Origin of the sequence: Limosilactobacillus pontis, assembly GCF_002940945.1 — a bacterium.
In the GTDB taxonomy this organism is placed as follows: domain Bacteria; phylum Bacillota; class Bacilli; order Lactobacillales; family Lactobacillaceae; genus Limosilactobacillus; species Limosilactobacillus pontis_A.
Window position 1 is genome coordinate 116,924 of the sequence record NZ_PNFV01000005.1, and the last position, 14,859, is coordinate 131,782.

10 protein-coding genes are annotated in these 14,859 nt (G+C 51.4%); 1 reads left to right on the forward strand and 9 read right to left on the reverse strand.

The features are described from left to right. Positions 1–14: 14 nt before the first annotated feature. Together pyk and dnaE are read right to left on the reverse strand one after the other, a co-directional pair. A complete protein-coding gene (gene pyk / locus CK797_RS05595) occupies positions 15–1,436 on the reverse strand; it encodes a pyruvate kinase (RefSeq protein WP_104688773.1) in 1,422 nt (473 codons plus the stop codon). Positions 1,437–1,605: 169 nt separating this feature from the next. Next, on the reverse strand, positions 1,606–4,944 hold the full coding sequence (gene dnaE / locus CK797_RS05600; RefSeq protein WP_104688774.1) for a DNA polymerase III subunit alpha: 3,339 nt from the start codon (positions 4,942–4,944) through the stop codon (positions 1,606–1,608). Positions 4,945–5,087: 143 nt separating this feature from the next. On the opposite strand from dnaE, the gene CK797_RS05605 reads away from it, so the two are divergent. Then, complete coding sequence (locus CK797_RS05605) at positions 5,088–5,291, forward strand: YjzD family protein (protein ID WP_104688838.1); 204 nt, start codon at positions 5,088–5,090, stop codon at positions 5,289–5,291. A 61-nt stretch (positions 5,292–5,352) separates the two neighbouring features. On the opposite strand, the gene pepT is transcribed toward CK797_RS05605, so the two are convergent. The 7 genes from pepT to glyS form a co-directional block, all read right to left on the reverse strand. Continuing rightward, on the reverse strand, positions 5,353–6,600 hold the full coding sequence (pepT, locus tag CK797_RS05610; protein ID WP_104688775.1) for a peptidase T: 1,248 nt from the start codon (positions 6,598–6,600) through the stop codon (positions 5,353–5,355). A 27-nt stretch (positions 6,601–6,627) separates the two neighbouring features. Next, positions 6,628–7,470, reverse strand: a complete 843-nt coding sequence (locus CK797_RS05615; RefSeq protein WP_104688776.1) for a Nif3-like dinuclear metal center hexameric protein — start codon at positions 7,468–7,470, stop codon at positions 6,628–6,630. Then, positions 7,457–8,164, reverse strand: coding sequence for a tRNA (adenine(22)-N(1))-methyltransferase (locus CK797_RS05620; RefSeq protein WP_104688777.1), 708 nt, complete (start codon positions 8,162–8,164; stop codon positions 7,457–7,459). Before CK797_RS05620 ends, CK797_RS05615 begins: the two co-directional genes overlap by 14 nt. An 86-nt stretch (positions 8,165–8,250) precedes the next feature. Next, complete coding sequence (locus CK797_RS05625) at positions 8,251–9,435, reverse strand: aminotransferase class I/II-fold pyridoxal phosphate-dependent enzyme (protein WP_104688778.1); 1,185 nt, start codon at positions 9,433–9,435, stop codon at positions 8,251–8,253. 184 nt (positions 9,436–9,619) lie between these two features. Then, positions 9,620–10,762 (reverse strand): RNA polymerase sigma factor RpoD, encoded by a 1,143-nt coding sequence (rpoD, locus tag CK797_RS05630; RefSeq protein WP_104688779.1) that lies wholly within the window; start codon positions 10,760–10,762, stop codon positions 9,620–9,622. Between the two features lies 1 nt (position 10,763). Next, the gene (dnaG, locus tag CK797_RS05635) at positions 10,764–12,635 is read right to left on the reverse strand and encodes a DNA primase (RefSeq protein WP_104688780.1); all 1,872 of its coding nucleotides are present in this window, start codon (positions 12,633–12,635) and stop codon (positions 10,764–10,766) included. A gap of 144 nt (positions 12,636–12,779) precedes the next feature. Continuing rightward, positions 12,780–14,858 carry a glycine--tRNA ligase subunit beta gene (gene glyS, locus CK797_RS05640; protein WP_104688781.1) on the reverse strand — a complete coding sequence of 693 codons (2,079 nt, stop codon included), beginning with the start codon at positions 14,856–14,858 and terminating at the stop codon, positions 12,780–12,782. Position 14,859 lies beyond the last annotated feature (1 nt).

Below are 14,859 nucleotides of genomic sequence, written 5' to 3' on the forward strand. Positions count from 1 at the left end.
AACGTTAATAGCGATTAGTCAATCGTCTTAACCCGCATCAGGTTAGTAGCACCTGGGACACCCAAAGGCACACCAGCAACGATGATGATCTTGTCACCCTTCTTAGCAAAGCCGAGTTCAACTGCCTTTTCAGCAGCCAGGTCAAACATCTTGTCAGTATCCTTCATTTCGGAAACAACGTAAGGTTGAACACCCCAGTTGATCATAAGGCCCCGTTCTACCCGCTCGTTAGGAGTCAAGGCAACAATGTCAGCATTTGGACGGTACTTAGAAATCATCTTAGCAGTGTAGCCTGAAGCAGTGTAAGCCACAATGGTGTGGATGCCTAAGTCCTTAGCAGCATTGGCAACGGCAGAACCAATCGTTTCAGTAACATCGGACTTGTCCCAATCGAAGGTTTCAGTACCGAATTCCCAAAGGTGGTTTTCAGCCTTGATGTCGATGGCGTTCATCATGGCAACGGACTTAACTGGGTAGTCACCGTTGGCACTTTCACCAGAAAGCATCGTTGCGTCAGTACCATCAAAGACGGCGTTAGCAACGTCAGATACTTCGGCACGGGTTGGGCGTGGATTTTCTTGCATGGAATCCAGCATTTGAGTAGCAGTGATTACCGGCTTGCCTAATTCGTTGCACCGCTTGATCATGTGCTTTTGAACAATCGGTACATTTTCAGCAGGAATTTCAACACCCATGTCACCACGTGGAACCATCAGGCCATCGGAAACTTCGATAATTTCTTCGAAGTTGTCGATTCCTTCTTGAGATTCGATCTTAGGGAAGATTTGAACGTCTTCCATGTTCTTTTCCTTGAGGAGTTCACGAATGTCAAGAACGTCTTGAGCCTTCCGGACGAATGAAGCAGAGATGTAGTTGATCTTGTTGTCAAGACCGAAACGAATGTCGCTGCTGTCCTTCTTCGTGATTCCTGGCAGGTTGATGGAAACACCTGGGGCGTTAACACCCTTCCGTGAACCAAGAACACCGTGGTTCAGAACGTGGCAAACCAGTTCCTTGTTTGCTTCGTCCTTTTCGTCAATCAACATATCAATCAGACCATCGTCAAAGAGAACGTGGCCACCAACATGCGTGTCGTCGTACAGGCCTGGGTAGGTAACGGCGATCTTGTCGTGGGTACCTTCTAATGAAGCATCCATGGAAATACGAACCTTGTCACCAATGTTGTATTCGATCTTACCGTCCTTTTGAACAGTAGTCCGAATTTCAGCACCCTTAGTATCAAGCATGATACCAACGTGCTTACCAGTAATTTCTTCGGCCTTCTTAACGTTTTGCATCCGGCCCAAGTGTTCTGGGTGGTCACCGTGTGAGAAGTTGAAGCGGAAAATGTTTGCACCCGCTTGGATCAGCTTAACGATCGTATCAACATCAGTACTTGCAGGACCAAGGGTACTTACAATCTTGGTTTTCTTCATAAATGAATCTCTCCTTTTACATTTATGCATCAACTGCGGTCTGCCAATTGCATCCCTCATTTGCACACTTGTATAATAGCACTTTTTAAAATCTGTGTCTTTAATTTTTGTGCAGAAAGTATCAAGAAACCGCTGCCACAGTGAATTTATTCAAAATTCTCATTTAGATTTAATTTTTCAGGCGTTGAAGGACAACGTTATCGGCACCAAACAACTGAACTAATGCCGCTGCGGTCGCCTTGGACTGGTCCAGCCACTTGCTTCGCTCCTGGAGATGCTTGGCATCCGTCTGAGGGTAATAGAGCAGAACCGGAATATTGCCGTGGTGATTATGCATTAACTCATTAAGGGCAGTCATCACCTGCCGGTTGGCCTTATCGGGGAAAACCCGAATCACCCAGCGCTGATTGGGTACTAACTGTCCCTGGAGGGTGCGAGCGGCCTGGATCCGATCGGCCAGCATCTGAATTCCCCGCCCCGGCCGCACTTCAACTTTACCATGAACTACCAAGACCTGATTGACAGATAACAGGTCAGCAAAGCGCTGGTACTGCTTTGGAAAAACGGTCACGTCGATGGCTCCCGTTTGGTCGGATCCAGAGACAAACGCCATCGGTCGGTGATCGCGTTTGGTATGGATCGTCTTGACATGGTTAACAAAGAGAAGAATGGTAGCATTTTTACCCGGCTGCAGGCTATCAACCGTTTGAGCATGAAGAGCCACTTTAAGCCGCCGGTACTGGCTAACCGGGTGTCCAGAGAGGTAAACCCCCAGGTACTCATTTTCCTTCAGCAGGCGGGTGGTTAACGGAAACTCGTTGCGTCGTGTGATCGTCGACTGAAGACTGGGGTCATCTTGGAAACTACTCAAGAGCTGGTCGATCCCCGAAACAAGCTCCGGCAGGGCCGTCACCATTTCCGCCCGATTGTAGCCAAGCTGGTCGAAAGCTCCAGCATAGATCAGTGGTTCGATCAGTTCCGGTTTGCGCCACCGATCATCCAGCCGATTCACAAAATCGCGCAGATCCTTATAGGGACCTCTGGCGCGCTGTTCGATAATTGCGGCAACAAAGTCACGCCGCACTCCCTTAATATCGGCTAGGCCGAAGTAGATTTGGCCGTTGTGGAGGGTGAATGATTCCATACTGATATTGATTCGTGGCCCCTGGACAACCACCCCGAGCTTACGAGCGTTTGCGACGTGCTGGCGAAGCTTAGTCAGGTTGGTTTCCGTCCCCATCAGAGCCGTGTAGAAGGCGTTCGGGTAATGACACTTCAGATAGGCCAACTGGAAAGCCAGCATCGAATAGGCTACCGCGTGCGACCGGTTAAAGCCATAATTAGCAAACTGGTCAATGTAGTCAAAGACCTGCTGGGCCCGTTCCAGAGTAAAACCGTTGGCAACTGCTCCCTTGAGGAACTTGTCCCGCATCCCGGCCATCACCGATGCCTTTTTCTTGCTCATTGCACGCCGAAGCAGGTCGGCTTCCCCGAGGGTAAAGCCAGCCATCGCTGATGCCAGCTGCATGACCTGTTCCTGATAAACCAGGATGCCGTAAGTTGGCGCCAAAATCTCCCGCAGTGCCGGATCCGGGATCTTAAACTTTTCCTGACCGTGCTTACGGGCAATGAAGTGATCAATATTCTCAAGGGGGCCCGGCCGGTAAAGGGCATTGACGGCAATGATATCCTCAAACCGGTCAGGATGAAGACTGACTAAAACATTACGAATCCCGCTTGACTCAAATTGAAACACACCATCGGTCTGGCCTCGCTGGAAGAGCTGAAGGGTCGCTGGGTCGTTATAGGAAACCTGGGCCAGGGTGAATTCCGGATGATCCTGATGAATCAGCTGAATGGTGCGGGCAAGGATCGATAGATTCTTCAATCCCAAAAAGTCCATCTTCAACAGCCCGAGGGCTTCAACCGTCCCCTTGGTAAACTGAGCCATCAGGAGCCCCTCACCACCGTCCTGGAGGGGCACAATCTCATGGAGAGGTTGTTCAGACAGGAGCACCCCGGCCGCGTGGGTTGAATAGTGACGGGGCAGGCCTTCCAACTTCTCCGCCACCGTCATTAGCAGTTGGGCGTCTGAATGGTCATCAATGAAGTTGCGTAGGCGTTGCGAATCACGCAGAGCGCTAGCTAGGGTCAAGTCATGACCGGCTGGCAAAGTGCCCAGCAGCTCATTGACATCGTAACGCGGCCAGTTGAAGACCCGGCTGACATCGCGAAGAACCTGCTTGGCACCCAAGGTTCCAAAGGTAATGATCTGACCGACATGCTGGTGCCCATACCGATCGTGAACATATTTGAGAATCTCCCCCCGACGATTGTCCGGGATGTCTAGGTCAATATCCGGCATCTGAGCCCGCTCCGGATTGAGGAAGCGCTCAAAGAGAAGGTGATATTCCAGCGGGTCAACTTCAGTAATCGCCAGCGCATAGGCAACTAGCGAACCAGCCGCCGACCCTCGTCCTGGGTCGGTCGTGATGTGCTGACGGTGGGCGAAGTTCATGACATCCCAGACGATCAAAAAGTAGTCGTCAAAACCCATCTGGTGGATTACGGATAGTTCGTGGGCGAGCCGATCCCGATAGTCCTGCTTGGAAAATCCTGGGGCTACCGGACGCTTCGCCAGTCCCCGCTCACATAGATCCTGCAGGTAGCTCTGCGAAGACTGCTGGTCTGGGGTGGCAAAATGTGGCAAGACCGGGGCTTTAAACTCCAACTCTACGTTGCACTGGGCGGCCAGCCGCTCCGTCTGAGCAGCGGCTGAAGCCAGTCCGGCAGCCTGGTAAGCCGCCTGCTCCTGAGCAGCAGTCCGTAAGTAATGGCTTCCCCGTTTGCGTGCCTGGTCAGCAACGTTCTCCAGCTGGCCTCCCACCCGGATCGCCTGAAGAACCTTGGCAGCAAACTGGTCAGTCGGGTCCAAGTACTCCACCGATCTGGTACCAACCAGTGATAAGTTATGACTGGCGGCCAAGTCCTGAAGGGTCGCCCGGTGGACCGGGTCCAGATCGGGGTTAATCCCAATCAGCAAGCTGTCTGAATCGGTCAGCTCGCTTAGCCGTTGCAGAAATTCCCCCGGATGAAGTGCTGAACTGAACAGGCCGGTCTGGGGTGGAACAATGACGAAGAGGTCGCCCAATAACTCGTCCACCTGGTCAATAGTCAGTGGGAGTTTCTCGCGGGCCGTCGTCTGGTGGCAAGTGGAGAGATCCATTAGGTGCCGATAGCCTTGACGGTTACGAGCAATGAAGGTCAGCATCAAGCTGTTGCCCGCTCCATCATCTAACGTCAGCCGCATTTTCATCCCCAGCAGCGGTTTGATTCCTGCAGCCCGGGCCGCATTGTAGAAGTCGACTACCCCATAGAGGATGTTCTCATCGGTCAGGGCCAGGGATGTATATCCCCGCTCCCGGGCCACCCGAACCAGCTCGGGAATCCTAATTGGGCTTTGTAGCAGGCTAAATGAGCTTTGCACATCAAGTGGCGTAAAGGCCAAGATGCTCTCCTCCTTTCGTATACAGGTTGATTATACCAAATCTTTTCGCACCAGCCGCCATGAAACACTCAAATTGGTTTGCCTCTTTCCCATCCCCGGCCCTTTGTGCTAAAATTAAGGAGTTAAAAGAGGGGATGACTTACATGAATGCATTATCACGAAACATTATGGCCGGGATCTGGGCACTGATCCTCGGTGAGGTTTTAGCCTACATTACCGGTCAGCTCGAAGGCATGACGCCCGACTACACAATGGTTGGGATCCTGGCCGTGGTCATGGCCCTGATCGCTGTTAACGCAGTGACGGCCATCACCGAAAGTGCCAACCCAGCCAAGAACAACAAGTAAGCTAATAAGCAACAAAAAAGATCAGCGATTGATTTCGCTGATCTTTTTTTGTATCCGTGGATCACTTACCTCGTTCCACATTCAAGCGATTAATTTCCAACAGGGTATCAAGCGCCCGTTCCATAGTCTGCAAGGAAACATATTCAAACCGGCTATGCATGTTCTCTCCTCCAGCAAAGAGGTTAGGGGTCGGCAGACCCATGTAAGAAATTGTCGAGCCATCGGTCCCACCCCGAACCGGGTAGATATCAGGCTTGATATCTAGATTCTCCATCGCTTGTTTGGCAATTTCAACTACGGCCATGTGGTCCTTGAGAGCGTCCTTCAAGTTGTAATACTGGTCATAGAGCTTCATCGTGATCCGTTTAGCCCCCAGTTCATCATTGAGGCCGGCCACAATCCGTTCCAGCAGGTGTTTGCGCTCGATAAAGGTCTGTTTATCGTGATCCCGAATCAAGTAGACCATGGCAGCATGATCTACCGTCCCATCAAACTTGTATAGGTGGAAGAATCCCTGCCGGCCATCAGTCCGTTCCGCCCGCTCATGGGCTGGCAAGCTGTCGTGAAGGTCAATTGCCACCTGAATAGCATTGACCATCGTCCCTTTGGCAACCCCAGTATGGACATCGTTACCCTTAATCTCAATCTCTGCCTGAGCTGCGTTAAAGGTCTCATACTCAAGCTCGCCCAGCGGACCACCATCGACCGTGTAGGCGAAGTCGGCACCAAAGTCCGTCACATCAAAATGATCCGCCCCAGTTCCGATCTCCTCGTCAGGTCCTAGGCCAATCTTAATCTGCCCATGCTTAATCTCTGGATGCTTCATCAGGTAGGCAGCCATCGTCACGATCTCAGCCACCCCAGACTTGTCATCGGCTCCCAGCAGGGTTGTACCATCGGTGGTAATCAAGGTGTTGCCCGCATACTTTTTTAAGGAAGGAAAATCAGCGGGGTCCAGCTGGTATTCTCCATCACCGAGCTTAATAGCTGAGTGCCCGTCGTAATTCTCAATAACCTGCGGACTGACGTTATGGGCGTTGAAGTCCGCTGTATCAACATGGGCGATCAGGCCAATTGTCGGTACTGGGTAATCGATATTGCTTGGAATCGTAGCCATCAGATAGGAACTCTGCTTATTGATATGGACATCATCCAGACCAATCTGCTTGAGTTCCGTCGCCAGTTCATTTAGAAAGGCGGTCTCCTTGGGATCGGACGGAACTGTTGTTGACGCCGGATTTGACCGGGTTTCCGTCTTGACGTACTTCAAAAAACGGGATAATAAACCATCATACTTTTCTACAACCATTATCGAACATCTCCTTTGATTCTCACATCACTGCTTGTCTGAGGCCACCATGAACGTGAAGGGATCCGTGTTGATCCGGTTCTCAATCACCGTGAAGTCCCAGCCGTATTCTTGTTGCCAATTGCGGATCAGAGTCGCCAGTCCTTGTTCGGCTACCGCTTCAATGTGGTGACCCGGGTCAACGACGGTCAAGTGGTTGGCAATCATGTCGTGAGCGAAGTGGTAGCTTACGTCACCGGTAACGTAAGCATCGGCCCCCTGTTTGACCGCCAGCTGATAGAAGTCCTGACCAGCACCGCCCAAGACGGCTACCCGGTGGATTAGCCGGTCCCGATCGGCCGGGTTGGCAACCAGGCGGAGACCGGTAACGTTGAAGGTCCGCATGCAGTAACGCGCAAAGGCATCTGCATTCATCGAACCGGCAAAGTCGCCAATTCGCCCCATTCCGACCGGCTGTCCGGTAACCGGGTCGCTGCCGGCAGGTACCAGGGGCTGGCAGTTACTGAGCCGGAGTTTGGCGGCCAGCCAGTCGTTCATCCCCCCATTGGCCGTATCAAGATTGGTGTGGGCAGCGTAGACTGTAATCTGGTGAGCTAGCAACTGAGCGTACATGGCGTTCTGTGGATCCCGGGTGTCAAGGTTTTTAGCCGGATGAAACATCACCGGATGATGGGCAAAGATGAAGTCAACCCCCGAATCGACGGCCTCCTGAACAATCTCTGGACGAACATCAAGGGTCGTCATTAATTTCCTGATTGGCCGATCAGGATTGCCAACTTGTAGTCCGACGTGGTCCCACTTCTCGGCCAGTTGCGGGCTGGCAAACTGTTCAAACCGTTGAATCAGGGTGCTACCATTAATACTTGTCATCACCTAACGCCTCCGCTACTAATGCTAACCGTTTCTTCATCGCAGTAATCCGTTCGACCGGCACGTTCTGGGCCTGTTCAATCTGATTGATAACCGCTCGCTGCCGCTTAGCATAATCCTGCCATTTGGCAACAAAGACAGGTCCTTTCTCCTCTAACAGGTGGGGACCAAACATCAGCTCATAGTCGCTGTAACAGAACGGGACCACTGACGGCTCGGCTACAATGACTTCATAAATATGATCATCCTCACCAACGATCTGTTCAGCCATAATCTGATAACGGTTGACCATCAGCCACCGCCGCAAACGATCTTCGCCAACGTTTGGCTGTAAAACCAGTCGCTGGACTCCAGCTAGATGCTGCTTGCCACGCTCTAATATTTCGGCAATCAGGGTTCCTCCCATCCCAGCGATTACAACAGTATCAATCCGATCAGCGGGCGTGACCGCGTCCAGGCCATCTGCCAATCGTGGCTTAACCCAATCAGTCAGGCCGTGCCCTTTGATCTCACTGACTGCGTTCTTGTAAGGGCCCGTAACGACCTCTCCAGCCACCGCATAGCTGATCTTCTTCGTTAGGGCTAGGGCTGCTGGCAGGTAGGCATGGTCCGAGCCGATATCGGCCATCCGGGCCCCGGCTGGCACATAACTAGCCACCGTGGTCAGCCGTTTTGATAAGTGTTTCTCATCCACGTTAACATCCCTCTTTATTGTCATTTAATTCCAGTATAGCAAAAAGCGCCCCCGGCCGTGAGACCAGTGAGCACTTTTTCAGTAATTTAGTTCAGTTTCTTAACGAATTCACCGATTCGGTGCAGGCACTCTTTAAGGTCTTCATCAGATGAGGCATATGAGAGACGAACGTAGCCTTCCCCACCTGCTCCAAAGGCACTGCCGGGCGTAACCCCAACCTTGGCCTCCGTAGCTAGACGCTTAGCAAAGGTAACATCATCCTTGCCGAACTGGTCCGGAATCTTGGCGAAGATGTAGAAAGCCCCCTGCGGCGTTGACATTTCAAAACCGAGCTTACGCAGGCCATTAACGACCAGGTCACGACGATGTTCATAAGTCTTGCGGAAACCAACCGGATCCTCTCGACCATTGTTCAAAGCCTCAACAGCAGCAGCCTGAACGTTGTCTGTGACTGTCGTTACCAAGTAGGCATGCATCTTCCTGATGCTAGCCATTATCTGGGCAGGCCCAGTGATGTAACCAAGACGGTAGCCAGTCATGGCATGAGACTTGGATAGCCCAGAGATGAAAAGGGTTCGTTCCGGAATCATGGTAGCAATTGAGTAGTGTTTGACCCCGTAGACCAGGTCGCTATAGATTTCATCAGCAATCGCGTACAGGTGGTGCTTGGCAATAACCTTCGCCAGGCCTTCCAGCACATCCCGTGGATATTCACGACCAGTTGGGTTGGATGGGTAATTAAGGATGACGGCCTTAACGCCCTTACCCTCACGTTCAATGACCGCTTCCAGATGTTCAGGAGTCAGAACAAAGCCATCCGCAGAAGTGTCAACCTGAACAGCGGTGGCCCCGGTCATGGCAACCAGCGGGAAATACAGGGAAAAGACCGGCGTTGGGATAATGACTTTATCCCCAGTATTCAGTAAGGCGAAGAATGCTGCGACAACGGCCTCCGTAGCTCCCACGGTTACAACCACCTCATGGTCGGGATCGTAGTCAACCCCCCGGGTATCCTTAATGTACTTGCTGATAGCCGCCAGTAATTCCGGCTTCCCGGCCTGGGGAGCATAGTGCGAGTCGTTTTCTTGAATGCTCTTGATGGCCGCTTGCTTGACGTGTTCTGGTGTGTTCATGTCCGGTTCACCCAGAGTCAGCTTGATGATCCCTGGTACCTTGGAAACTTCCTGATCAAAAGCCCGGATCCCAGATGGCTTCTGGGCATCAAGCCGGTGATTAATCGTTCCTAACAAATCGTTTGCTAATTCAGGCATAGCTTCATTCCCTCTCTAATCATTAAATTATATTAAGTTTATTATCAAACTACGGCCCGGTCAAGCTAATTTTAATTTAGTTTTAACTTTTATTTAATAAAGATAGCAAAGATTAATAAAACGGATTGCCGCCAAATTGGTCGCAATCCGTCATTTTATCGTATTTAATTAATAAGGAACCTGTTTACTCCAGAAAATCCTTCAACTGCTTAGAACGAGATGGGTGCCGCAGCTTTCGCAGGGCCTTGGCCTCGATCTGCCGAATCCGCTCTCGGGTGACGCCAAAGACTTTGCCAACCTCTTCCAGAGTTCGCGTCCGACCATCGTCCAGACCAAACCGTAGCCGCAAAACATTTTCTTCCCGATCGGTCAGGGTATCCAAGACATTCTCCAACTGCTTCTTCATCATCTCGTAGGCCGCGTGATCGGCTGGACTGGTGGCGTCCTGGTCCTCAATAAAGTCACCCAGGTGGGAATCATCCTCCTCACCAATTGGGGTTTCGAGGGAAACCGGTTCTTGGGCAATCTTCAGGATGTTACGGACCTTCTCCGTTGGCATATCCATCTCAGCCCCAATTTCCTCAGGCAGCGGTTCCCGTCCGAGGTCCTGGAGCAGCTGCCGCTGAATTCGGATCAGCTTATTGATCGTCTCCACCATGTGAACCGGGATCCGAATCGTCCGGGCCTGGTCAGCGATTGCCCGGGTGATGGCCTGGCGAATCCACCACGTAGCATAAGTAGAGAACTTAAAGCCCCGGCGGTAGTCAAACTTCTCAACCGCCTTCATCAGGCCCATATTTCCTTCTTGAATCAGGTCCAGGAACTGCATTCCCCGGCCAACGTAACGCTTGGCAATGGAAACTACCAGCCGCAGGTTCGCCTCGGCCAGTTCCTGCTTGGCCTCCTCATCACCCTGTTCGATCCGTAGGGCCAATTGAACTTCCTCGTCGGCGGTCAACAGGTTAACCCGGCCAATCTCCTTCAGGTACATCCGGACTGGATCGTTGATCTTTACGCCAGTTGGGGCCGAGGTATCCTTCATGGCACTCTGGGACAGCTTCTCAGTTGCCTTCAGTGCCCGGGGGTCAGGATCACCGTTGCTATCAACAACACTAATACCAGCGTCCTCAACGTTTTGCAAAAGGTTATCGATCCCGGCAGCGTTCAATTCAAAGGGCTTAGCAATCTGCTCGGTCAGATCGTCGTATTTGACCTCCTTTTGCTTCTTGTAATGGCGAATCAGTTTACCAACAGCGGTGTCGTATTCATGTTGATTAAAACTACTGCTGTTTGAGATAACAAGGTCTTTCTTCTTACTCTTTGCCATACTATTTAGTCTCCTCCGCTTTATACTGTTGTTGCTTCTTTAATAGTTTTACCAGATCAACCGTCAGTTGGGTAGCCAGTTCAGTATTGTTTAACGTACTTGCCTCCTGAAGCTGGGCTCGGACCTGCTTGATCTGATCCTGCAGGGGCGTCTGCTGGATTAATATGTGCAGGCAGTCATCGATTACCTGCATATCTACGTCCGGGTTTACCGTCAGCTGCTCAACCTGACTGAGCGTCGTCCGCAAGTCTGGATAAGCTGCTAAGTAATCGAGAAAGCGGGCCGTCGTGTAGTCGCCATACTCCGAGAAGTAGCTGCTGGCAACCATATATAAGGACTCGTATTTCTCGTGGACGAAGTGAAAGTGGTCCTGGGCCCGAACATGACTCCAGACGTTAGGGTCATGAAGCATGTACCGAAGCAAGATCTGTTCGGCCAACTCGGTCCGGCCAATTCTAGTCGTGGTCGGCTGGACTGGCGGTGCATAGGCTGCCGCCGCCTGCTCATGATAGACCTGACCCGGTTGAGTCGGCTCCAAGTGCATTGCACCCTGCAACTGGTGGAGTTGCCCCTGCAGGGCGGCTTTGTCCAATTTGAATTCATTAGCCAGTTTCGTTAAGTACATATCCTGAGCCAGTGGTGTATCCAGACGGGCAATTTCTTTGAGAACCGCGTCCAGGTAGGACATCAGCTCCTGCTGGTTATTCAGATTACGGCCGTTACGTAGAAAACGCAGGTAGAAGTCTGTCGGGGTTTCTTCCTGGTTATGAACGTAATTGCGAAACTTGACTGCCCCATTCTGCTGTACGTACTCGTCGGGATCAACCCCCGCCGGCAACTGAACGATCCGCACCGCCAGCTGTCCATTTTGGTGGTCCTTAACCAGATTAATTGCTCGATCAATTGCGTTTTGTCCCGCTGAATCACCGTCATAACATATGTCAAGCTGTTTCGTCGTCCGGTTGATGATATGGACCTGCTCCTCGGTGAAGGAAGTTCCCATCGAGGCAATACCATTTTCTATTCCAGCACCAAAAGCCGAGATTACATCCATGAATCCTTCAAAGAGGTAGAGACGACCATCACTGCGGGCCGCCTTCTTTGCCAGGTCCAGGTTAAAGAGGGTCCGCCGTTTGTTGAAGATCGGTGTTTCCGGACTATTGAGGTACTTGGGCAGGTCGGTCTGAGCGGTACTGAGCAAGCGGCCTGAGAAGGCAATAACCTTTCCTTGGGCGTTCTTGATTGGGAACATCACCCGCTCAACAAATCGGTCCTGAAGCTTGCCCTCCCGATCCTCGGTAAAGAGTCCCGACTTGCGCATCAGCTGGTAGTCAAGTTTCTGTTGGGTACAGTACGGGGCCAAAATTCGCTGAACGGGAGCGAAGCCGATTTGAAACTGCTCAATCAGGTCACGAGACATCCCCCGCTTTTGCAGGTAGCGCCGAGCCGGCTCACCAGCCGGGGTGTTGAGTAGGATATGCTGATAAAGCTGGGCCGCCTTCTCATGCAGATCCAGCAGCTGTCCCTGCTCCCGGTCATGTGGAGAGTCCGCCTGTGTCGTGGTATCGGCCGTATAGGTAGTCGGCAATTTAGTGCCACCTAGCTTGGCAACCTCCTCAACGGCTTCCACAAAACCAATGTGCTTATAATCCATTAAGAACTGGAAAACATTCCCACTCCGCCCACAACCGAAACAGTGGTAGAACTGTTTTTCGGCATTGACGGAAAAGGACGGGGTCTGCTCCTCATGAAAAGGACACAATCCGGTGAAATTCTTCCCGGCCCGTTTGAGCTGGACATATTGCCCGATAACATCACTAATATCAACTGAATTACGAACTTGATCGATTATCTCACGTGGTATTCTGGCCATTGAATCACCCCACTTGATAGGTTCGCGAACAGTAACGAAAGGCCGCAACCCAACGGAATGCGACCCTCCAATCAATCATTTAACCATAATTCACTTAATATATATGGTACCACAAGTTGCGAGAATTTCAAATATCAGGCCTCGTCACTTGACGATTAGGTCGTTAAGGTTTCCCACAACAGCGGTCAGCCGAGCCAGAATTGTCAATTGAGCTAACCGGTTTTGGCGAACGGCTTCATCTTTATCCATGATCATGTTCTCATCGAAGTAGGCACTGATAACGGGAGCAAGATCACGCAGGGCGGTAAAGTTTTCAGCCACAGTCCGATCAGCGAAATGCTGCTCAACCGTGTTAACGGCATCGTGGAGCTGTTGCTCTGACGGATTAACGAACAGGTCAGGGTTAACACTTGGCATTGCGGCACCAAACTTCCCCTTCTTGGCGATCCGAAGAACCCGGGTTAAGGCCTCGACTGCACCTTTAAAGTCAGCATCGTCCTTGTGGCTATCGATGGCCTTGGCTGCTTCGATCACGTTAGCAATGTCAACACCCTGAGTATCGGTGACCGCATCGACAATGTCGTGACGTAGCTTCTCACCGTTGAAGAGCTGTTTAAGCCGGTCAAGGAAGAAGGCCCGAACCTGGTCCTGGTTAGCACTCAAGTCAAAGCTTGGTTGCAAACCAGCCTTGTTGAAGGCGGCGATGACTGCGTCCTGCATCCCCATCAGCGGCAAGTGCCAATTGCGGTCGTTGATGATCCGGACAATTCCAAAGGCTTGACGCCGCAATGCATACGGGTCATTAGAACCAGATGGAATCATCCCAACGGCAAAGAAGCTCATGATGCTATCAAGTTTATCAGCCACAGCCAGGATAGCACCAATCTTAGTCTGTGGAAGATCACCCTCGGCAGAGATTGGCATATAGTGCTCACGGATGGCAACGGCTACATCATCCTTCTCGCCGAAGATCTTGGCATAGATCTCACCCATGATCCCCTGCAATTCAGCAAACTCACCCACCATCTGGGTAGTAAGGTCAAACTTGTAGATGTGGGCGGCCCGATCGAGGTCGGCCAGCTCATCATCACTTAAGCCGAGACGTTCACCGAGTAGCTGAGCAATCACGGCCACTCGCTGCATCTTATCATACATCGAGCTGATCTTATCGTGGAAGCTAACCCGCTTGAGCCGTTCAACATACTGGTCAATGGTAATCTTTTGGTCTTCTTCATAGAAGAATTTAGCATCTTCCAGCCGTGGGACCAGCACCCGTTCGTTCCCCTTGATCACATTGTCCAAATACTCGCTGTTTCCATTACGAACAGCAATGAAGTGCGGCAAGAGATTGCCGTCATGATCACGGAGATAGAAGAAACGCTGGTTATCCTTCATCGAGGTAATCAGAACTTCATCAGGCAGAACCAAGTACTTCGGGTCAAAGGAGCCAGCAAAGGCAGTTGGCCATTCAACTAGGTTATTGACCTCTTCCAGGAGATCGGCATCCTTGTCGATTACCCAGTCGTGTTCTTTGACAATGGCATCTATCTGATCGGTAATTACTTGCTTGCGCTTAGCCTGATCGGCAATCACGAACTGGTCGTGAAGAGCCTCCTCATAATCCGTCGCCTGCTTGAGTTCAATGTCGTGACCCAGGAAGCGGTGGCCCTTGGTTGTCCGGCCAGCTTCAACGTCGAGAATCTTAAATGGTACCACCTGATCGTTAAGCAGAGAGACCAGCCAGCGAATTGGCCGAATAAATTGGAGGTTGTTATAGCCCCACTTCATCAAGGTTGGGAAATTCATCGCCGTGATAACATCCGGCAGGCCTTCGAGGACCTCAGCCACTGGTTTACCGGTAATATGCTTCTCAACAAAGACATATTCGACACCCTTAACGTCCTTGAATTCAATGTCATCAACTGTGGCTCCTTGCCCCCGAGTGAAACCGATGGCAGCCTTGGTCCAGTTACCGTCAGCGTCCTGGGCAATCTTCTTAGCTGGACCCTTAACAGATTCATCAATATCTGGCTGCTTATCAGCCAGGCCCGAGATCAACAGGCCCATCCGCCGTGGGGTTGCGTATTCCTTGATATCATCAAACCCAATCCGTTCTTCCTTCAGGTAGTCAGCCACCCGCTTGTGCAGCTGCTTGATACTTGGCGTGACCACGTGGGCAGGCATCTCTTCGACACCAACCTCTAATAAGTATGTATTAGCCATG